Source organism: Sulfurimonas sp. HSL1-2, from assembly GCF_039645565.1.
Classification (GTDB): Bacteria; Campylobacterota; Campylobacteria; order Campylobacterales; family Sulfurimonadaceae; genus Thiomicrolovo; species Thiomicrolovo zhangzhouensis.
The window spans coordinates 414476-434385 of sequence record NZ_CP147914.1; the positions used below are offsets into that span (position 1 = coordinate 414476).

18 protein-coding genes and 1 tRNA gene are annotated in these 19910 nt (G+C 59.6%); 10 read left to right on the forward strand and 9 right to left on the reverse strand.

Annotation, left to right across the window (positions count from 1 at the left end):
* Positions 1-63: 63 nt before the first annotated feature.
* On the reverse strand, positions 64-843 hold the full coding sequence (locus WCX18_RS02135; protein ID WP_345989161.1) for a histidinol-phosphatase HisJ family protein: 780 nt from the start codon (positions 841-843) through the stop codon (positions 64-66).
* An 86-nt stretch (positions 844-929) separates the two neighbouring features.
* Here WCX18_RS02135 and WCX18_RS02140 point away from each other — a divergent pair, with 86 nt between their 5' ends.
* The 5 genes from WCX18_RS02140 (at position 930) to WCX18_RS02160 (ending at position 4666) form a co-directional block, all read left to right on the forward strand.
* A complete protein-coding gene (locus tag WCX18_RS02140) occupies positions 930-2219 on the forward strand; it encodes a peptidase U32 family protein (protein WP_345989163.1) in 1290 nt (429 codons plus the stop codon).
* A gap of 63 nt (positions 2220-2282) precedes the next feature.
* On the forward strand, positions 2283-2777 hold the full coding sequence (gene purE / locus WCX18_RS02145) for a 5-(carboxyamino)imidazole ribonucleotide mutase (protein WP_345985947.1): 495 nt from the start codon (positions 2283-2285) through the stop codon (positions 2775-2777).
* On the forward strand, positions 2778-3635 hold the full coding sequence (locus tag WCX18_RS02150; protein WP_345989165.1) for an ARMT1-like domain-containing protein: 858 nt from the start codon (positions 2778-2780) through the stop codon (positions 3633-3635).
* A gap of 67 nt (positions 3636-3702) precedes the next feature.
* Positions 3703-4026 carry a hypothetical protein gene (locus WCX18_RS02155; RefSeq protein WP_345989167.1) on the forward strand — a complete coding sequence of 108 codons (324 nt, stop codon included), beginning with the start codon at positions 3703-3705 and terminating at the stop codon, positions 4024-4026.
* Position 4027: 1 nt separating this feature from the next.
* Positions 4028-4666: an HAD family phosphatase gene (locus WCX18_RS02160; RefSeq protein ID WP_345989169.1), complete on the forward strand. Its 639-nt coding sequence runs from the start codon at positions 4028-4030 to the stop codon at positions 4664-4666.
* Here the strand turns inward: WCX18_RS02160 and proB are convergent.
* The 6 genes from proB to mraY all read right to left on the reverse strand — a co-directional run bounded on the left by proB (position 4663) and on the right by mraY (position 13184).
* Positions 4663-5442 carry a glutamate 5-kinase gene (gene proB / locus WCX18_RS02165; RefSeq protein WP_345989171.1) on the reverse strand — a complete coding sequence of 260 codons (780 nt, stop codon included), beginning with the start codon at positions 5440-5442 and terminating at the stop codon, positions 4663-4665. The two genes, WCX18_RS02160 and proB, sit on opposite strands and share 4 nt — an antisense overlap.
* Complete coding sequence (putP, locus tag WCX18_RS02170) at positions 5439-6923, reverse strand: sodium/proline symporter PutP (protein WP_345989172.1); 1485 nt, start codon at positions 6921-6923, stop codon at positions 5439-5441. Before putP ends, proB begins: the two co-directional genes overlap by 4 nt.
* Positions 6924-10511: a bifunctional proline dehydrogenase/L-glutamate gamma-semialdehyde dehydrogenase gene (locus WCX18_RS02175; RefSeq protein ID WP_345989173.1), complete on the reverse strand. Its 3588-nt coding sequence runs from the start codon at positions 10509-10511 to the stop codon at positions 6924-6926.
* A 244-nt stretch (positions 10512-10755) separates the two neighbouring features.
* Positions 10756-10831, reverse strand: a tRNA-Phe gene (locus WCX18_RS02180).
* 43 nt (positions 10832-10874) lie between these two features.
* On the reverse strand, positions 10875-12113 hold the full coding sequence (gene murD / locus WCX18_RS02185; RefSeq protein WP_345989175.1) for a UDP-N-acetylmuramoyl-L-alanine--D-glutamate ligase: 1239 nt from the start codon (positions 12111-12113) through the stop codon (positions 10875-10877).
* 9 nt (positions 12114-12122) lie between these two features.
* On the reverse strand, positions 12123-13184 hold the full coding sequence (mraY, locus tag WCX18_RS02190) for a phospho-N-acetylmuramoyl-pentapeptide-transferase (RefSeq protein WP_345989177.1): 1062 nt from the start codon (positions 13182-13184) through the stop codon (positions 12123-12125).
* 142 nt (positions 13185-13326) lie between these two features.
* Here mraY and gpmI point away from each other — a divergent pair, with 142 nt between their 5' ends.
* From gpmI to accA, 5 genes are all read left to right on the forward strand, one after another.
* The gene (gene gpmI, locus WCX18_RS02195; protein WP_345989179.1) at positions 13327-14802 is read left to right on the forward strand and encodes a 2,3-bisphosphoglycerate-independent phosphoglycerate mutase; all 1476 of its coding nucleotides are present in this window, start codon (positions 13327-13329) and stop codon (positions 14800-14802) included.
* Positions 14803-14973: 171 nt separating this feature from the next.
* Positions 14974-15720: a 3-oxoacyl-ACP reductase FabG gene (fabG, locus tag WCX18_RS02200; RefSeq protein WP_345989181.1), complete on the forward strand. Its 747-nt coding sequence runs from the start codon at positions 14974-14976 to the stop codon at positions 15718-15720.
* 87 nt (positions 15721-15807) lie between these two features.
* Entirely contained in the window at positions 15808-16038 is a 231-nt protein-coding gene (gene acpP, locus WCX18_RS02205) for an acyl carrier protein (RefSeq protein WP_231020181.1), read from the forward strand.
* A gap of 90 nt (positions 16039-16128) precedes the next feature.
* Positions 16129-17355, forward strand: coding sequence for a beta-ketoacyl-ACP synthase II (locus WCX18_RS02210; protein WP_345989183.1), 1227 nt, complete (start codon positions 16129-16131; stop codon positions 17353-17355).
* 10 nt (positions 17356-17365) lie between these two features.
* On the forward strand, positions 17366-18304 hold the full coding sequence (gene accA / locus WCX18_RS02215; RefSeq protein ID WP_345989185.1) for an acetyl-CoA carboxylase carboxyl transferase subunit alpha: 939 nt from the start codon (positions 17366-17368) through the stop codon (positions 18302-18304).
* A gap of 227 nt (positions 18305-18531) precedes the next feature.
* Here the strand turns inward: accA and WCX18_RS02220 are convergent, their stop codons facing one another.
* Both WCX18_RS02220 and WCX18_RS02225 read right to left on the reverse strand, forming a co-directional pair.
* Positions 18532-19323 carry a 3'-5' exonuclease gene (locus WCX18_RS02220; protein WP_345989187.1) on the reverse strand — a complete coding sequence of 264 codons (792 nt, stop codon included), beginning with the start codon at positions 19321-19323 and terminating at the stop codon, positions 18532-18534.
* Complete coding sequence (locus WCX18_RS02225; protein WP_345989189.1) at positions 19320-19907, reverse strand: phosphoribosylanthranilate isomerase; 588 nt, start codon at positions 19905-19907, stop codon at positions 19320-19322. Before WCX18_RS02225 ends, WCX18_RS02220 begins: the two co-directional genes overlap by 4 nt.
* Positions 19908-19910 lie beyond the last annotated feature (3 nt).

A 19910-nucleotide genomic window follows, 5' to 3' on the forward strand; every position in this document is an offset into this window, starting at 1 on the left:
CAGTGTGGACAAAATTTAGGCAATTTGTCGCTTTTTGTAGGGAAATGGGGAGATTGAAGCGTGTTACAGCGGCGTGCTGTAGGCTTTCCTGTTACGGAAGTATACACATTCGGTGTACCCTGCTTCCCGTGCAAGGGCCTCTGCCTCATCTCTGAACAGGCCGATCTGTCCCGGCGCATGCGCATCGGAGCCGAAGGTGACGGGGATGCCCCGTTCAAAAGCGGCCCTGAGCAGTTCCGGGGAGGGGTAGGCTTCGGCGACGGGTTTGCGGTAGCCCGCGACGTTGATCTCCATCGTCATCCCCGCCGCGGCGACGGCATCGAGGGCAGAACCCGCGATGGAGACGATATCGCGTTCGGGCATGAATTTGAAGACCTTGATGAGGTCGAGGTGGCCGACGATGTCAAAGTGGCCGCTTTTGGCCATTGCTTCGACCTGGCCGAAGTAGCGTTCCCAGATGACGTCGATATTTTCGTGCGCGTACTGGCCGATGAACTCGGGGTTGTCGAAGCCCCAATCGTCGAGGAAGTGCACGGAACCGATAAGGTAGTCGACATCGGCGTCCAGCACCCTCTCGTCCATATGCCCTTCGAGGTAGTCGACTTCGTAGCCGAAAAGGATGTCGATGCTGCCCTCGTACTTAGCCCGCGCGTCCATGACCATGGCGTGGTAGTGCTCCATCTCCTCGAATTGCATGCGGTACTTTGGGTCGAACGCCATCGGGGCGTGGTCGGAAAAACCGAAAACGTCGATGCCCGCAGCGATGGCCGCCTGGACATATTCGTCGACGGTGCCTTCGGCATGGTTGCAGAGTGTCGTATGGTTGTGCAGGTCGATTTTCATAGCTTGAATCCCATATTAGTTATGCCATTATAGGGTGCGTATCAAGAAGGTCGGGTAAAATACGCAAAAAGATTCAAAGAAAAAGAATGCATAAAGTTGAACTACTCTCCCCGGCGGGCAACCTGGAGAAACTCAAGATCGCGATCGACTTCGGGGCCGATGCCGTCTACGGCGGGGTCAGCCACTTCTCGCTACGGATCCGTTCGGGCAAAGAATTTACGATGGAGAGCTTCAAAGAGGGGATCGACTACGCCCATGCGCGGGGCAAAAAGGTCTACACGACCATCAACGGCTTCCCCTTCAACTCCCAGCTGAACCTGCTGGAGAAGCACATCCTTGCGATGGCGGAGCTGGAACCGGACGCCTTTATCGTCGCGACCCCGGGCGTCCTTCAGCTGGCGCACAAACTCGCGCCGCAGATCCCGCTGCACCTCTCGACCCAGGCCAACGTCATGAACGTGCTGGACGCCAAGGTCTACTACGAGATGGGGGCGCGCCGCATCATTGCCGCCCGGGAGATCTCGCTCAGAGATCTTAAACAGATCAAAACGGAGCTGCCGGACCTTGAGCTCGAGGTCTTCGTCCACGGCTCGATGTGTTTCGCCTACAGCGGGCGCTGCCTCATCTCGACCGTGCAGAGCGGCCGGGTCCCCAACCGCGGCAGCTGCGCCAACGACTGCCGCTTTCCCTATGAGCTCTACGCGGCGAACCCGGAGACGGGGACGCTGTTCCGGCTGGAAGAGGACCCGGGCATCGGGACCTATATCATGAACTCGAAGGATCTCAACCTCGCCTCGCATATCAAGGAGATCATCGATGCCGGTGCGGTCGACTCGCTCAAGATCGAGGGGCGGACGAAGGCAAGCTACTATGCCGCCATCACGGCCAAGGCGTACCGTATGGCCATCGATGACTATTATGCGGGGCTGGAACCGAGCGAACGCTACCAGGAGGAGCTGAACACGATGCAGAACCGCGGTTTTACCGACGCCTACCTCGTCAACCGCCCCTTCGAGAAACACGACACCCAGAGCCTCGATTTCACGATGCAGATGGGGACGCACCAGGTAAGCGGCATGGTCACCGAAGACGGCGAACATTTCCTCTGCAAGTACACGACCCGTCCCGGGGACGAGGCGGAGATCGTTGCGCCTTCCGACGCCGTTCTCTCTCCCTATACGAACGAGTACGGTTCGATCTACGAGCGCGACGGCCGCTGGTATGTCCGTTTTGACAAGCTCGTCGCGGAAAACGGCCGGGAGTGGGAAGCGGTGCACAGCGGCAACGTCAACCCCATCGCTCTGCCGGGCAGACTGCCCCAATACTGCTTCCTGCGTATCCCCGCCGACGGGATCGACCAGTCGCCGCCCGTATAGCGGCGCCGCTAACGCCCGCCGTGAATTCGGTATAATTCCGCATCCAAAACAGAAGGGCATGAAATGAAATTCGTTTCTATCATTATCGGATCCAAGAGTGACTATGACGTCATGAAGTCGTGCGCGGATACGCTGGAAACTTTCGGCGTGCAGTATGAGCTGATTATCTCTTCGGCGCACCGTTCGCCGGAACGTACCAAAGAGTACATCCGCGAAGCGGAAGAGAAGGGGGCCCAGGTCTTCATCGCAGCGGCAGGCATGGCGGCGCACCTTGCGGGTGTCCTGGCGTCCAAAACGGTCAAACCGATCATCGGCGTGCCGATGAGCGCCTCGGCGCTGAGCGGGATCGACGCGCTCCTCTCCACCGTCCAGATGCCGGCAGGCATGCCGGTCGCGACCGTGGCCATCGGGAAAGCGGGTGCGATCAACTCGGCCTACCTCGCGATGCAGATCATGGCCCTTGAGAACGAGGACCTGCGCATCAAGCTCCAGGAAGACCGTGTCGCCAAGGCGAAAAAAGTCGAGATGGACTCCCTCGAGATCGAGACCAAACTGTAAATGAAAATCGAAAATGCCTGCGTCGAGTGTATCATCGGTCAAAGTCTGCGTGTAGCAGACGCGATCGGTGCCGACGCGGCACTTCGCAAGAAAATCAATGATGACGTTTTGGCAATGTCGAAAGATTTCGATTTTGCCAAGTCGCCGCCGGAAGTCGCCCGGGAGGTCTACGAACACCTTGCCGTGCTCGCCGGGAAAAAAGACCTCTACGATGAGGTCAAGCGCCACTCCTCCGAAAAAGCGAAAACCTTCATCCCTTTCCTGCGCGAACAGATCGCTAAGGCCGAAGATCCCTTCCTGACGGCTGTCAAAGTCGGCGTCGCGGGCAACGTCATCGACCTTGCGGCCGAAGTCTCCTTCGACCTCGATACGGAAATAGACAAGCTTTTCCATACCCACTTTGCCCACGACGACGTGGATGCGTTGCGCGAGCGCCTCGCCGCTGCAAAGACGCTGCTCTATATCGGCGACAATGCCGGCGAGCATCTCTTCGACGCCCTGGCTATCGAAGCCATCGCGGCGCTCTACCCGCAGCTCGCGATCACCTACATGACCCGCGGCAAGCCGATCATCAACGACGTCACCTTCGACGAGGCGATGGCGGACGGGTTGGCGGAGGTCGCCGACCTCGTCGACAGCGGCGTCGACACCCCGGGCTTCGTCTACGAACGTGCCAGCACAGCGGCGCAGCACCTTTTCGATACGAGCGACGTGGTGCTCACCAAGGGGATGGGCAACTACGAATGCCTCTCCCCCGCACCGCGCAGCGACCTCGTGTACCTGCTCAAGGTCAAATGCAACGTCGTCTCCCGCTCCATCGGGGCGGAGATCGGCAGCATTATCTGCAAACTCGTCTGACGTACCGCCCGCTTTTCGGGCCTCCACACTCATTTATGGTATGGTTTTATTTACGAAAGGAACAGTCATGACGGGTGAAATGATGATCAAGTATATTGTGCTCTGCGACGGCGATCTGGAGATCAGCGTCACGCTGGCGGATCTGCTGCAGAACGAAGCGGTTGCGCGGGCAATCAAAAATGCCTATGCCAAGGGCAAAAGGGATATCGAGGCCGTGGTGACGGACCCCGGTGCGTTGACGATCAAGAATAAAAAGGCGCTCCAGACGGTGACCATCCCCAAAGAGAGTTTCATGGATGCGCTGACCCTCGCCGAAGAGGATGCAAAAGCGAAAAAACTGCTCAAGAAGGGGTGCGACCGCATCGAGATCGTCGACATCGAGACCCTCTGACGTGCGGCAGAAAAAGTACATTCTCTTCGACAACGACGGCGTACTTGTCGAAACGGAGGCGTGGTATTTCCGGGCCAACGTCGAAATCCTGAAAACCATGGGCATCACCCTTGAAGAGGCGCGTTACCGCGAGATCATGATCAACGGCCAGAGTGCTTTTCTGCTGGCGGAGGAGGCGGGGTACGACTCCGAAACGGTCGAAGCGGCCCGCAGCAGGCGGAACGAGCTCTACCAGTACTACCTGCAGACCGAGGAGATCGCCATCCCAGGGGTGCACGAGGTCCTGGATGCCCTCAAAGCGCGCTACCGGATGGGCATTGTCACCTCGGCACGGCGGGAGGATTTTGAACTGATCCATGCCGGCAGAGGGATCACGGACAGTATGGAGTTCGTACTCTGCAGCGGCGAATACGCCCGGGCGAAACCCTACCCCGATCCCTATCTGAAAGGGTTGGAACTGCTCGGCGGCGCGAAGCATGAAGCTGTTGTCGTCGAGGATTCGCAGCGGGGACTGCGTTCGGCGGTGAGTGCCGGCATTGACTGCGTCATCGTGGATAACGCCTTTACGGCGCAGCACGACTTCTCAGCTGCGACCCACCGCATCAATACGATCGAAGGGCTGTTGGCGCTCCTGGATTAACCTGCTATCTTCGGTCGCGGTTCAAAGAGCGTCCCCAGCGTCTGTTCGCCGTGGATCAGGAACTGGACGGCCGTGGAGAGTTCGAAGCCGTTGCAGAGGAACATCCTTCTGCCGCGCCGCAGCAGGAAGTCTGCGGCCATAAGCTTGGTGACGATCCCGCCGGTGGCAAAGAGGTCGTTGGGGGTGGATTCTGCCTTCAGGGCCTCCGGGGGGACGGCGTGGAGCACCGTGTGGCGTTTCGCGTCTTTATGTTCGCGGGGGTTCTTGTCGTAGTAGCCGTGAATGTCGCTGAGGATCACGAGCAGGTCGGCGTCCGTCGCATCGGTAACGTGGGCGGAGAGCTGGTCATTGTCCCCGAAGAGCTGTGCGGGGGTGGAGGTGATGTCGTTCTCGTTGATGATGGGGAGGATGTCGTTGACCAGGTGCGCGTTGATGATTTCCTGGAACATCTCCGTGCGTTTGCGCGAATCGAAGTCGTCCTCCGTCAAGAGAATCTGCGCCGTATCGATGCCGTGAACATCGAACTCTTTTTTATAACTGCTCATCAAAATGGGCTGCCCGGCGGCTGCCAGGGCTTTTTTCCCAATCCGTTCGCGTTTGTCGAGTTTTAGCGCGCTGTAGCCCGCTGCCACCGCTCCGGATGTGACGAGGATGACGTCATAGCGCTCGCGGATGTCGACGATCATCTGGACGAGGGCGAGCATCCGTTCTCTGGCGATCTCATTGCCCTCGGTGAGGACGGCACTGCCGACTTTGATCACGATGCGTCTGCTCACGCTTCCCCTTTCTTGCGTCTGAAATCGCCGCTGGTCTCTTCGACGCGGTGCAAGATCGATTCGGGGACCGGTGATGTCATTGGTGAGACGAGTCTGATCGCCACCCAGCCGGCAATGAATCCCGGCAGGAGTTCATAGAGGTCAAACACTCCCCCTTCGAGCTGTTTCCAGACGATGACGGTGAGGGCCCCCGTCACCATACCGGCAATCGCACCACCTTTGGTGATGTCGCGGCGGTAAAGCGAGAGGATGATCAGCGGTCCGAAGGCCGCCCCGAAACCGGCCCAGGCGTACGCGACAAGGGCAAGGACGCTGGAGTCTTTGTCCGTCGAGAGGTACCAGGCGATCAGTGCGATCGCGATGACCGTGGCCCGTCCGACCCAGACCAGCTCCCGGTCCGACGCGTTTTTGCGCAGAGTAGCGTGGTAGATGTCCCGCGTCAGGACCGACGAGGAGACGAGCAGCTGCGAATCGATCGTGCTCATGATGGCCGCGAGGATGGCGGCGAGGAGGAAGCCGGCGATCCAGGGGTTGAAGAGCAGCTGCGAGAGGGCGATAAAGATCTTTTCGGGGTCGGCGAGGTCTGTACCCGACGAGACGACGTAGGCGAGGCCGAAGAAGCCGACGGCCAGCGAGCCGAGAATGGAGAGGGCCATCCAGCCCATGCCGATCGCCTTGGCGTAGTGCATCTCATCCTCGCTGCGGATCGACATGAAGCGCACAAGAATGTGGGGCTGCCCGAAATAGCCCAGCCCCCAGGCCATCAGGGAGAGAATGCCGATGATGCCGGTGCCGTGCACGATGTCGAGGTGGGTCGGGTCGATCGACTCCATCAGCTCCAGGGCGGCGGAGAGGCCGCCGAGGTGGCTGATGACGACGGCAGGTGTGATGATAAGGGCGAGCATCATCAGGATTCCCTGGATGAAGTCGGTCCAGCTGACGGCGTTGTAGCCGCCAAGGAAGGTGTAGGAGACGATGATGATGCTGCCGACGGCCAGGGCGACGGCGTAGTCGAGGTGGAAGGTCGCTTCGAAGAGCTTTGCCCCGCCGACGAGGCCCGAGGAGGTATAGAGGGTGTAAAAGAGCAAAATCACGAGGGCGGTGATGACACGCAGATGGCCTTTGATATCGCCGAAACGGTTAGCGAAGTAGTCGGGAATCGTAATGGCGTCGTCAAGACGGTGGGTCATGATGCGCAGCGGGCGGGCGACGTAGTGCCAGTTGAGGTAGGCGCCGATCAGCAGCCCGACGGCGATCCAGCTACCGGCGATGCCGTCGCTGTACATCATGCCGGGCAGCCCGAGCAGGAGCCATCCGCTCATATCCGAGGCCCCCGCGCTCAGTGCCGTGACGCCGGGGCCGAGGCCCCGCCCGCCGAGCACGTAGTCGCCAAGGTCCTCGGTCTTGAAATAGAAGTAGAGGCCAATGGCCACCATGACGAGCATGTAGAGTCCGAATGAGATCAGTACGGGTGTCTGCATCTACACCTCCTCTTCCGGGTGCAGGCCGGCAATGCCGAGGTTGCCGTAGCGGTGATAGCTGTTGGAGATGCTCTGTTCGATGAAGTAGTGCATCAGCTCGATTCGACCGTGGGCGACGAAGGGCTCCCTGGCGATGTAGACGGCCCGGTCGGCCACGGCGTCGAAGAGGGCCGGGGAGACGATCTCAGGGCGGAGGAAGCGGACCCGCTCGTAATGGGGGATCCGGTCGATGAACACCGCTTCGCTGTCGCGGGTGATGGCGTCATGCTCCCCGAGCAGGCTCGCCTGCTTCGATTCGAGCCAGAGGAACTCCGCCTGCCGGGAGTGTTCGGGCAGCGAGATATGCAGCCGTGCACCGACCATCCTGACGGCCATGATCGTGGCGAGGGCCTCCTCCAGGCACTCCCCCTCCTCGAGGCGCAGCAGGACGTTTGCGACCGGCAGGTAGCGGATCACGTTGGACTCCCCGCGGATATGGGCGTAGTCATGGGGTTTCATAAACTCGGTCTCATACCAGTGCGCGAAATGGCAGAGGTGGCGCAGGGCCCTCTCGCACTCGTCATGAAAGACGGTGTCGCGCTGGAGCATCACCCGCATCCGGTCGGTGAAGGGGGTGGAACAGGACTCGTAGAGGTTGGTTTCGCGGCAGGTGATATCCATAAACTGGCTGACGTAGTTGAAGCCGCCCGCTTTCCTGCCGCTGCCGATGGCCGATTTGCGCATCCCGCCGAAGGGCTGGCGCAGGACGATCGCACCGGTTGTGCCGCGGTTGATATAGAGGTTCCCCGCGAGCAGCGCCGTTTTCCACTGCTCCTGTTCGCGGCGGTCGAGGGATTCAAGCCCGGAGGTGAGGCCGTAGCCGGTGGCGTTGACGATCTTGATAGCGTCTTCGAGGTCTTCGGCGCGCATGACGCTGAGCACCGGGCCGAAAAGCTCGTTCATATGGCAGAAATCCCCGGGCTTGGTTCCCCAGCGGATCGAGGGGGTGAGCATATAGGGGTTGCCCCGGTCGGCATAGTCGGGTGCCAGTAGCCACTCCTCTCCCTCGTCCAGAGCCTCGAGGGCCCTTTCCAGTTTGCCCGCCGGGCGGTCGACGAGGGTGCCGACGCGGTTGCCGAAGTCCCAGACGGAGCCGGTCTGCATCGACTCGGCCGCCTCTTTGAGCTGCCGCTTGTACTCCTCGTCGTCGTAGAGCTCTTTTTCGAGGACGAGCAGGGAGGTCGCCGAACACTTCTGGCCCGAGTTGTGAAAAGCCGAGGCCATGATGTGGCCGATCGCCTGGTCCCGGTCCGCCATCGCCGTGACAATAGTGGCGTCCTTGCCGCCCGTCTCCGCACTCAGGTGGATGTCGGGGCGGGCCTTGATGATGCGGTAGGCCGTCGCTTCGCCGCCGGTAAAGATCGTAAAATCGATCGCCTCGCTGGGGATCATATACTCCCCGACCACGGCACCGCGTCCCGGGATAAACTGCAGGGTGTTCCTACTGATCCCCGCATCCCAGAAGCATTGGCAGAGGCGGTAGGCGGTGAGGATGGAGGCCTCGGCGGGTTTGAGGATCACCGTGTTGCCCGCGGCAAGGGCCGCGGCGATCCCCCCGGTGGGAATGGCGACGGGGAAGTTCCAGGGGCTGATGACGAGGCCGACCCCTTTGCCTCTGGCCTCGATGCCCGTCAGTCCCGCCAGCTTGGTGACGCTGTAGGGGTAGAAGTTGACGAAGTCGATCGCTTCGCTCACCTCCACGTCGGTCTCGGTAAAGACCTTGCCGACTTCGGCGGCTGCCACGCCGATGAGGTCGCCCCGGGCAGCGCGGATCTCGTGGGCGACCTCCATCATGATCTTCTGGCGCGCCTGCGGGGTCAGTTCCCGCCAACCGTCGGGGTCGGCCTTGGCCGTGGCAATGGCGTTTTTCATATCTTCCGGGGTCGCTTCGACGTAGGCGCCTGCGCGTTTGCCTTCATGGTACTGGGACTTGTCGATGACCGTGACCGTCTCGTCGCGCTGCATGACTTGCCCGCCGACGACGGGGTAGGCGCTAAAGCCGCCGCTTTCGCCGATATGCTGCCACTTCTCGCGGATCGCCTCCGCCCAGGCGCGGTTGGCGGGGAGGATAAAGTCCGTATCGGGCTCGTTCTCGAAATGGTAGACGGCAGGATCGATGTCGGTTTTTTCGACCGGCCGGGTACGGTCCTGGGTACGGTTGGGTGCTTCGGACACGGAGGGGATAAGGGCGACGGCATCGTCGAAAGTTTTGACAAGCTGCTCCCACTCCGGGGTGTCCACCCTGAGTCCGAAACTGTGGCGCAGGAAGTTCTGCTCGGCGGTGTTCTCATCAAAGCGGCGCACCAGGTAGGCGATGGCATTGGTAAAGGTCTCCTTGGTCGCCGTCGGCGCGTAGAGGATGACGTTGCACCCCTCGGCTTTGAGGAGGCGGTAGGCCGCTTCGCTCATCCCCTCGAGCATCTCGGCGGTGACATACTGCTCGACGCCGCGCGCCTTTGCCAGCAGCATGGCCAGGGCGTGGTCGAAGAGGTTGTGCGAAGCGATACCCGTGTGCACGTAGGGGGCGATGGCGGGGTCGAGCAGGTAGTCCATCGCCTTTTTGTAGTTGGCGTCGGATTCGGCCTTGTGCGCATAGGTGACGTTGGGCCAGCCGCGAAGCGATGCCTCGGTCAGCTCCATCTCCTGGTTGGCCCCCTTGACGATACGGATCTTGATCGGCGCGCCCCCGGCGTCGACGCGCGCTTTGGCCCAGTCGGCCAGTTCCCGGATGTAGAGCATGGCATCGGGGAGGTAGGCCTGGACGACGATCCCGGCATGCAGCTGCGTGAACTCTGCTTGGGAGAGGACCTTTTTGAAGGCGTCGATGGTGATGCGGACGTCGCGGTACTCCTCCATATCGAGGTTGACGAACTTGGGCTGTGCCTTTCCCTCCCCGTCGTGGCAGGGGTTGGCGACGGCCGCCCGGTAGACCCGCTCCAGCCGGGAGGAGACGTGCGCGACGTTGTTGTCGTGGGCCAGGGACAGGATCTGCGAGAACATATTGGAGATCTTGAGCGAGAGGTAGTCGATATCGGGGTTCTCGAGCATCGCGATGTACTTTTCAACCCGGCGTTCAGCCTCGGCTTCGCTGTGGACGACTTCCCCGATAACGTTGATATTGACCCGGGTTCCCTCTGAGCGGCGCGCTTTCATGTGCTTGGAGAGGACGGGGTCTTCGCCCTGGATGACAATGCTGCTGATGTCGTTGCGCAGGTAGTTGATGAACATGGGGACCGAGAGGGAGCTGACATAGATGCCGACGTCGCGGAAGAGCCAGATCAGGATCTGCTCGAAGTGGCTGAAGAAATCCGTACTTTTGTATTTTTCGAAGATGTATTCGAGCTGGTCGGCGACCCGGTCGGGGTCCTTGGAACGGAAGCTCTGGTCGAGCAGTTCGATAAGGAAGATTTTGTTAATAGGGTTTTTCAGCATGCGCTGCATCATCGTATGCAGTCTCTGCTCCTCTTTCCCGATATGGTGCGAGATATTCTCCTGCCACCGGCGGGCAACGGTTTTGGTCTCTTCGAACAGGTCGGGAGGAATGGGCATTGGCAGATCCTTCATGCTGGAATGAATAGATCCCGTACGGGTGAAAAATACGGGGGATCGGAGTGATACAAGGCTGCTTGGCGGCATCCTCCGATAGCTGATAGGCCCTACGATAACATATTAGGTTTAGTGCAAGCTAAAATTTTCCGGAAGCCGGAGTTGGAATGGGGTTGAGAATAGCGAAAACGTGTTTGAATTTTCTGCGGGTTTGTTCTGGAAATAATGTAAAGGAAATGTTGTTTCGTGGTGGCCTGTCGCGGAATCGAACCACGGACACAGGGATTTTCAATCCCTTGCTCTACCGACTGAGCTAACAGGCCATTCGTTAAGGAGGCCGAAATTATAGCAACGGCATATTGAAGCCTAGCTTAAATTGGCGACGGCTTCTTTAAAAGTGTTTCCGCGTACGGCGTAGGAGGGAAACTGGTCCAGGCTGGCGCAGGCCGGGGAGAGCAGGGCAACACTTTCCAGGGTATGCACATCGGCGATCCGTTTGACGGCTTCGGTCAGGATCCCGCAGCTCTCAAAGGGGATGCCGAAACGCTCGGAGAGGGCGTCGAGCTTCGCCTGGTTGCTGCCGATGGTGTAGAGGGTGACGTCGACGTCGGCGAGGGCTTCGAAGAGCGGCACCATGTCGACCCCCTTGTCATCCCCGCCGACGATGAGGTGGATGGGGCGGTCGGCGTAGCGCCGCACGGCGGCCAGGGCCGCATCGATATTGGTGGCCTTGGTGTCGTTGACCCAGAGGCGGTTCTGCGCGTCGCTGAACTCCTCCTGGCGGTGCGGGTCGAGGACGAAGGCGTTCATCTTCTCATAGTCGATGCGGTCGAAGAGGAGCCGGTCGACGGCCATGGCCAGAAGGGCGTCGAGGAGGAAGGGTCCTTTGAAGCGGATACGCTCCGTATCGAAACCGAAAAAGGCGGCGAGATCCTGGGCATCGTCGTAGGGGATGACGAAGGCGTCCATCGGTATGTCGGCATAGGCGCGCGGCAGCAGGACGGTCTCGCCCTCGCGCATCTGTGCCAGGGGTTTCAGTTTGTCGTCGATGTAGGCCTGCTCGCTGCCGTGCCAGCTCACATGGTCCGGGGTGATGGGCAGCACGACGTAGAGGTCCGGTTTCGCCTCATGGGTGTAGTGCAGGGTAAAGGAGCTCGTCTCCAGGACCCAGAGCGGTGCCTTCGTATCCAGCGCGGCCAGCGGGGTGCCGATGTTGCCGCCGGAAAGCGCCCCCTTGTCGGCGAGCAGGTGGGTGAGCATCTGTGTCGTGGTTGTCTTGCCGTTTGTGCCGGTGATCCAGACGGTGAAAGGTTTCGCTTCCGGCGTAAAAGGGGGACGCGACAGCGGCGAGAGGAAGAGGTCGTACTCGCTGACGAGATGGCCCGCTTTTTGGATCAGCGGATGCTCGGGCGGGATCCCAGGTGATGGGATTTCGAGGTCGGAGTAGCGCGGGTCGAACTCCGCCGTGGGGCGTACCCGGTTGCCGTCGTCGTCGGTAAAGGGCTTGTGGACATGGTCGTCATAGAAGGTGAAGGGGCCGAAGGCCTTGGCGATGGCGCGGGTCGTGATGCCGTAGCCGAAAAGGGAGGTGCGTTTGTGCTGCATCGGTGGGCCTTAACGGATTTTCAGCGTGATCAGCGCGGCCAGATTTGAGAGCATGGCAATGATCCAGAAACGGACGATGATCTTGTTTTCCGCCCAGTTCTTCATTTCGAAGTGGTGATGGATGGGGGCCATCAGGAAGACCCGCTTTTTTCGCAGTTTGAAGCTGCCGACCTGGATGATGACGGAGACCGTCTCGATGACGAAGATGAGCCCGATGAGCAGAAGCAGGAACTCGCTTTTGGCGACGATGCCGAGGTAGCCGATAAAGGCACCGATGGCGAGCGAACCGCTGTCGCCCATAAAGACCTCGGCCGGGTGGGAGTTGAACCACAAAAAGCCGATCAGCGCGCCGATCAGCGCCGCGGCGACGACGGAGGCCTCCCCGGCCGGGAAGTTCGGCATCAGCAGGTAGGCGGAGAGGCCGGCATGCCCAATAACGTAGACGAAAACGCCCAGGGTCATCAGGGCAAAGACGGAGGGGACCGTTGCCAGGCCGTCGAGGCCGTCCGTGAGGTTGACGGCGTTGGAGGAAGCGACCATGACAAGGACCCAGAACAGCAGGGCAAAGAGGTGCATGTCAAAGAGCGGGTGTTTGTAAAAAGGGACGTAGAGCTCCGTATCGAGCCCCGCCGCGAAAAGGAGGAAAAGGGCGCCTGCGAGAGCCGCCCCGATCTGGAACATCAGTTTTGCGCGGGCCGTGAGGCCGGCAAGGTTGTGCTGTTTGTCGATTTTGGCGTAGTCGTCCTTGAAGCCGATCAGCATGAAGAGTGCGAGCACGAGCATCCCGCCCAGGGCGAAAAAGTTGTCGTACCGTACGGTGATAGCCGACGCAATGAGGGTCGATACGATGAAGACGACACCCCCCATCGTCGGGGTCTTCGCTTTTTCGCGGTGGCGGTCGGGTGCGTAGTCGTTAATGGGCTGGACGCTGGAGGTTTTCTGGGCCCAGCGGATGAACACGGGCATCAGGAAAAGGGTCATGCAGAGCGCCAGGAAAAAGGCGACGCCGGCACGGACGGTGATATATTGCAGCAGGTTGATATCCAGAAGTTCGTAAAACCAGTAAAGCATTATCAGTCCATAAAGAGTTTTCACTAGGTCATAGTGATAAAGTGAGTAAAAAGTGCTATTTTAATATAATTGCCGTCATTATATGTTTAAGGGCATCGTTGCAATCCCGACAGGTTGCATAATGGCCTTCAAAGGATTTTTTATGGGACAAAAGACAGTACTCGTGATTACGGACGGGGTCGGCTACAGCCAACGGACGGAAGCGAACGCTTTTTACCATGCCAAAAAGCCGACTTATGAGAAACTGTTCGCGGAGGTTCCCCACGCACTGATCGATACCTTCGGCCTGAGCGTCGGCCTGCCCGAGGGGCAGATGGGGAACTCCGAAGTAGGTCATATGACCATCGGGAGCGGCCGGGTGCTCTACCAGGACCTCGTCAAGATCTCCCTCGCCGTGGCCGAAGGGACGCTGGCAGGCAACCCGGCATTGACGGCGCTGCTGGAGCGTTCCGACACGCTGCACCTCGTCGGCCTCTTCAGTGACGGCGGGGTCCATTCACACCTTGATCATACGATCGCGCTGGCAAAGATCGGCGAAGCAGCGGGCAAGAAGGTGTGGCTCCATCTCATTACCGACGGTCGCGACGTCTCGCCGACGTCCGCACCCCACTACCTGGAGAAGCTGCAGGAGGCCCTGAGCCCGAACGTCCGGATCGCGACCATCGGCGGCCGCTTCTATACGATGGACCGGGACAACCGCTGGGAGCGTGTCCAGAGCGGCTACGACGCCATCGTGACCGCGCAGCCCGCCAGCGAGCTGACCCCTGCGGCCTATGTCGAAACCTCCTACGCCAGGAAAGAGACGGACGAGTTCATCGTTCCGGCGGCCTTCAACGGTTACGCGGGGATGAAAGCGGGCGACGCCGTCCTCGTGACCAATTTCCGCAGCGACCGCGTCCGCGAAATTACGACGGCGCTGGCTTCGCCGGCGTTCGCCGAGTTCGACCGCCCCTTCGCCGTGGCGAACATCGCGACGATGACGGAGTATGACAAGAGCTTCAGCTACCCGGTACTCTTCCGGAAAGAGACGCCGAAAAACACCCTGGCGGAAGTGATCAGCAACCAGGGACTTCGCCAGCTTCATACGGCGGAGACGGAGAAGTACGCCCACGTCACCTTCTTCCTCAACGGCGGCATCGACGAGCCCTACACGAACGAAGCGCGGGTGCTGATTCCCAGCCCGAAGGTGAAGACCTACGACCTGCAGCCGGAGATGAGCGCTCCCGCAGTCGGTGACGCCGTTTTGAGCGCGATGGACGAGGGGTACGACTTCATAGTCGTCAACTTCGCCAACGGCGACATGGTCGGGCACACGGGTGTCTATGATGCCGCGATCAAGGCGGTCGAAGCCGTCGACCATGAACTCGGCCGCATCGTGGCGAAGGCGAAAGCCGATGACTATGCGATGGTCCTCACCTCCGACCACGGCAATTGCGAGGAGATGTGGGACGAGGAGGGCAACGTCCTCACCAACCATACCGTCGGCAAGGTCTGGGCCTTCGTCATGGCCGAAGGGGTCGATAAAGTCCACCCCGGCGGGCTCAACAACATCGCCCCGACGGTCCTTGAACTGATGGGCATCGAAAAACCGGCCGAGATGGACGACAGCCTCTTATAGTTTGGGTACGGCATCCGAGCAAAAGCCCGGATGCCTACGCTGACGCTGTGTTCTCCTTGGCGGAGAGCCCATACCCCAAGGGCATTTCCTGCGGGGCACGCGCAGTAAACCGCGCTTATGCATGACGGCAGAGTTTCCGTAGATGCAAGTAAATTAATCAAAAGGAGTGAGATGAAATTCAGTGGTAAAAACGTATTGGTAACGGGATCAAGCCGGGGAATCGGCGCGGAGATCGCGAAAGTGCTGGCCGGGTACGGCCTGAAAGTATGGGTCAACTACCGCAGCGGCGCCGAGGCGGCCGAGGCGGTCAAGGCGGCCATCATCGCAGCGGGCGGCGAAGCGGAAACGATCGGCTTTGACGTCGCGGACGAAGCGGCTTTTGTCGATGCGATCAAGACGATCGTCGACACCGACGGCGAGCTGGGCTACCTGGTCAACAACGCCGGGATCACGAACGACAAACTGGCCCTGCGCATGAAAACGGAGGAGTTCCTCGCCGTGATCAACGCCAACCTCACTTCCGCCTTTATCGGCTGTCGCGAAGCGATGAAAGTCATGCGCAAGAAGAAGCAGGGCGCCATCGTCAATATCGCTTCCATCGTCGGCGAAACGGGCAACGCGGGGCAGACGAACTATGCGGCGTCGAAGGGCGGACTGATCGCGATGACGAAGAGTTTTGCCATCGAAGCGGCCACGAGCGGTATCCGTTACAACACGGTCACTCCGGGCTTTATCGCGACGGATATGACCGACGAACTCAGCGACGATATCAAGTCCAACTTTACCTCCAAAATCCCGATGGGACGCTTCGGCGAAGCACGCGAAGTCGCGGAAGCGACGGCCTTCCTGCTCTCCGACGCCGCCTCCTATATTACGGGCGAAACCCTCAAAGTCAACGGCGGGATGAACATGGCCTAAGGCCGGAGGGGGGACCCCCCTTCAGCGCTTTTTTTTATATTCCGTATGCTATACTTCCGGAATTTCAAATTGGAAAGAGGAGCTATAATGGCACTTTTGGATGACATCAAAGAAGTCGTAGTTGAACAACTGAGCGTAAACCCGGACGAAGTAAAGCCGGATGCGAAATTCGTTGAAGATCTCGGAGCGGACAGCCTCGACGTCGTTGAACTGGTCATGGCACTCGAAGAAAAATTCGATATTGAAATCCCGGACGATGAAGCTGAAAAAATTCAGACAGTTCAGGATGTCGTAAACTACGTCGAAAACAAGGCGTAAGTTTCCTTTGCGGGTTTCCCGCAAAATGGTTTTGTATTGCCGTCCTCGGACGGGTATATAAAGCTATACACATATTTTTCAGGAGTTGATGTGAGAAGAGTTGTCGTAACGGGTATGGGCATGATCAATGCTGTCGGTCACAATAAAGAAGAGTCGTTCAAAGCGATGTGCGACGGCGTGAGCGGCATTGACAGAATTACCCTTTTCGATGCCGAAGCCGAAGGACAGGGTGTCCTGATTGCCGGCGAGGTCAAAGACTTCGACCCTGCGACCGTCATGGCCGCCAAAGAGGTCAAAAAAGCGGACCGTTTCATCCACCTCGGTCTCAAAGCGGCCCAGGAAGCGATGGAAGACGCGGCCTTCAACGAGATCGAGATCGAGTACGAGCGTTTTGGTGTTGCTGCAGCATCCGGTATCGGCGGTCTTCCGGCGATCGAGAAGAACTCGATCGTTCTCGAGACCCGCGGTCCGCGCCGTATTTCGCCTTTCTTTATCCCGAGTGCCCTGGTCAACATGCTCGGCGGCTTCGTCTCTATCGAACACGGTCTGAAAGGCCCTAACGTCGCGGCGGTCACCGCCTGTGCGGCGGGAACACACTCCATCAGCGAAGCGGCAAAGACGATCATCTGCAACGGCGCAGACCGTATGCTCGTCGTCGCGGCCGAGTCTGCGGTTACCGGCGTCGGTATCGGCGGTTTTGCCTCCATGAAAGCGCTCTCCACGCGCAACGACGACCCGAAAACGGCCTCCCGTCCCTTTGACGCGGAGCGCGACGGTTTCGTCATGGGTGAAGGCGCGGCGGCGCTCGTTCTCGAAGATTACGATCTGGCCGTTGCCCGCGGTGCGAAGATCTACGGTGAGCTGATCGGCTTCGGCGAGAGCGGCGACGCGAGCCACATTACGAGCCCGAGCATGGACGGCCCGCTGCGCGCGATGAAAGCGGCGATGACGATGGCCGGCAACCCGAAAGTCGACTACGTCAATGCCCACGGTACGTCCACGCCGACGAACGACAAGAACGAAACGGCGGCACTCAAAGAGCTCTTCGGCGGCAAAGAGAACTGCCCGCCGGTGACCTCCACCAAAGGCCAGACGGGCCACTGCCTCGGCGCGGCCGGCGGTATCGAAGCGGTCGTCTGCCTGATGGCGATGCAAGAAGGCATCATCCCGCCGACGATCAACCACATCAACCCGGACGAGAACTGCGACCTGGACATCGTCCCGAACGCGGCTCGCAAGGCGGAACTGAACATTGTCATGAGCAACTCCTTCGGTTTCGGCGGCACCAACGGCGTCGTCATCTTCAAGAAGCTCTAAGGCCCCGCACTTGGCTACCTACCTCGATTTTGAGCAGAAGATCCAGCAGATCCAGGAAGAGATCGTCAGCGCCGAAGTGCGCCATGACCTCCACGCCGCCGAGATCCTGAAAAAAGATCTGGAGAAAGAGGTCAGTAAAACCTACAAGAACCTCTCCCCGTACCAGGAACTGCAGCTGGCGCGCCACCCGGACCGCCCGTATGCGCTCGATTACATCAACCTGCTGCTCGAAGACAAGTACGAACTGCACGGCGACCGCCATTTCCGCGACGACGCGGCGATCCTCTGCTACATGGGCTACATCGACGGTCAACGGGTCATGGTCATCGGGGAACAGAAGGGACGAGGGACGAAGAACAAGCTCAAGCGCAACTTCGGGATGCCGCACCCAGAAGGGTACCGCAAGGCGCTGCGCTGCGCCCAGCTGGCGGACAAGTTCAACATCCCCGTCGTCATGCTCATCGACACCCCGGGCGCCTACCCGGGACTGGGCGCAGAAGAGCGCAACCAGAGCGAAGCGATCTCCCGCAACCTGCTGGAACTCTCCAAACTGGAGACGATCACCATCTCCATCGTTATCGGCGAGGGGGGCAGCGGCGGCGCCCTGGCCATCGGCGTAGCCGATAGACTGGCGATGATGCGCTACTCCGTCTTCAGTGTCATCTCTCCGGAAGGGTGTTCCGCCATTCTCTGGAACGATCCGTCCAAGGCGGAAGCGGCGACGAAGGCGCTCAAGATCACGAGCAGCGACCTCAAAGAGCTCGACCTGATCGACGACATCATCGACGAGCCGCTTATCGGGGCGCACCGTGATAAGTCCGGTGCGGCCGATGCGATGAAAAACTACATCCTCGAGCGGATTAACGAGCTCTCGAACTACAGCGGCTCCGAACGACGCCACAAGCGCTATGACCGCCTGACGGGTATGGGCGCTTACTCCGAAAACTAATCAAACAAACTCTCTTTTTTTTATTGGAGCGGCTTGGCTGCTCCGACCTCTTTTTATTTTCTAGACTGTTTTGTTCCCCTTCTTTTTTGCTTATCCAAAAAAGAAGCCGAACCGGGAAGAAAAAAGGATAAAGGGCTGCCGCTTTCGGGGCATTCCATTCCCCGGTAATCTGGCTGACACGCTAATGACCGTTTCTGCCTCAACAATTAAAATTTTTTGGAAAGTGGTTATGCTTCGGGGGGTGTCTGTTCCGGGGGCTGGGGCGGGAATTTTGGGCGTTTGAGGCGTTTGGCCTTCTTGGAGAAGGTGATGAGCTCCTCGACGGTCTGGATCTCCGTGGGGATGCATCTCAGGGTGCGCTTGAAGAGCTTGGCCGTGGTCATCGCATCGGAGAGGGCGCGGTGGTGGGTCGCCTCTTTGTAGAGCTCGAGCTGCTCGTTCAGGAACGCGAGGCCGTAACGGTAGGAGCTGATGGTGCGCTCGGCGAGATCGATGGTGCAGAGACTGCGGTTGAGCAGGGGCGCCATACCGACGCGCTCCATCATCTTTGAGGTGAACTGGAAGTCGAACTTCACATCGTGGCCGACGAAGATGTCGTTGCCCAGGAAGAGTTTAAACGCTTCGAGCACCTCTTTCATGGTCGGGGCATTCTGGGTGTCCTCTTCGGCAATACCGGTGATCTCGGTGATGTGCCCCGAGATATGGTCGCACCGCACCAGGCTTTCGAAGCGGTCGATGATATGCAGGTTCTGGACCTTGACGGCCCCGATCTCGATAATCTGGTGCTTGTCGGGTTTGGACCCGTTGGTCTCGATATCGACGATGCAGAAGGTCGCCGCAGAGAGGAACTGGTCGCAGCTTTGGGGATAGTAGCGTGTACCGTCGCGGCTGACGAGTTCAAGCCCCTGTGCCTTCATCAGTTCGACGGCCAGGTCGACGGATTCGCCGGTGAGATGCTCAATCTGGTAGGCGGTGAGGCCCTCGCAGAGCTTCTGGGGGAGCTGGGACGCCTCGATCACCCTTTGGCCTTTGTGATGAAACCTCGTACCTTGTCGGGGTCTTTTTTCCCTTTGGCGGCTTCGACACCGCTGCTGACGTCGAGGGCGTAGAAACCGAAGGGGAGGCACTCTTCGACGTTCTCCGGAGAGAGGCCGCCGGCGAGGATGATCTTCGAACAGTCGACACCCTCGAACCACTCGAGGTTGAGCCGCTTGCCCATGCCGCCGTACGCCTCGCAATAAGCGTCGACAAGCCGGTACTCGTCGGCGTGTGCTTTGACGTCTTCAGGGCTCTGGGCCCGGATGACCCGGACATAGGGGCACTCCAGGGCGTCAAAGAGGCTTTCGGGCGCGTCGAAATGGATCTGGGCGAGGGTGATGCCGCTCGTCTTCGCCGCCGCGTTGATGGCGGGAGCCTCCTCGTTGACGAAGAGACCGACTTTTTCGACGAAGGGGGGGAGGCGTTTGATGATGTCGGCAGCCGCTTCGGGGGTGATATGGCGCGGCGAGGGGGGATAGAAAACGAAACCGAGCGCGTCGGCCCCGGCCTCGATTGCACTCATCGCGTCTTCATAGGAGGTGATGCCGCAGATCTTGACGCGCACGGA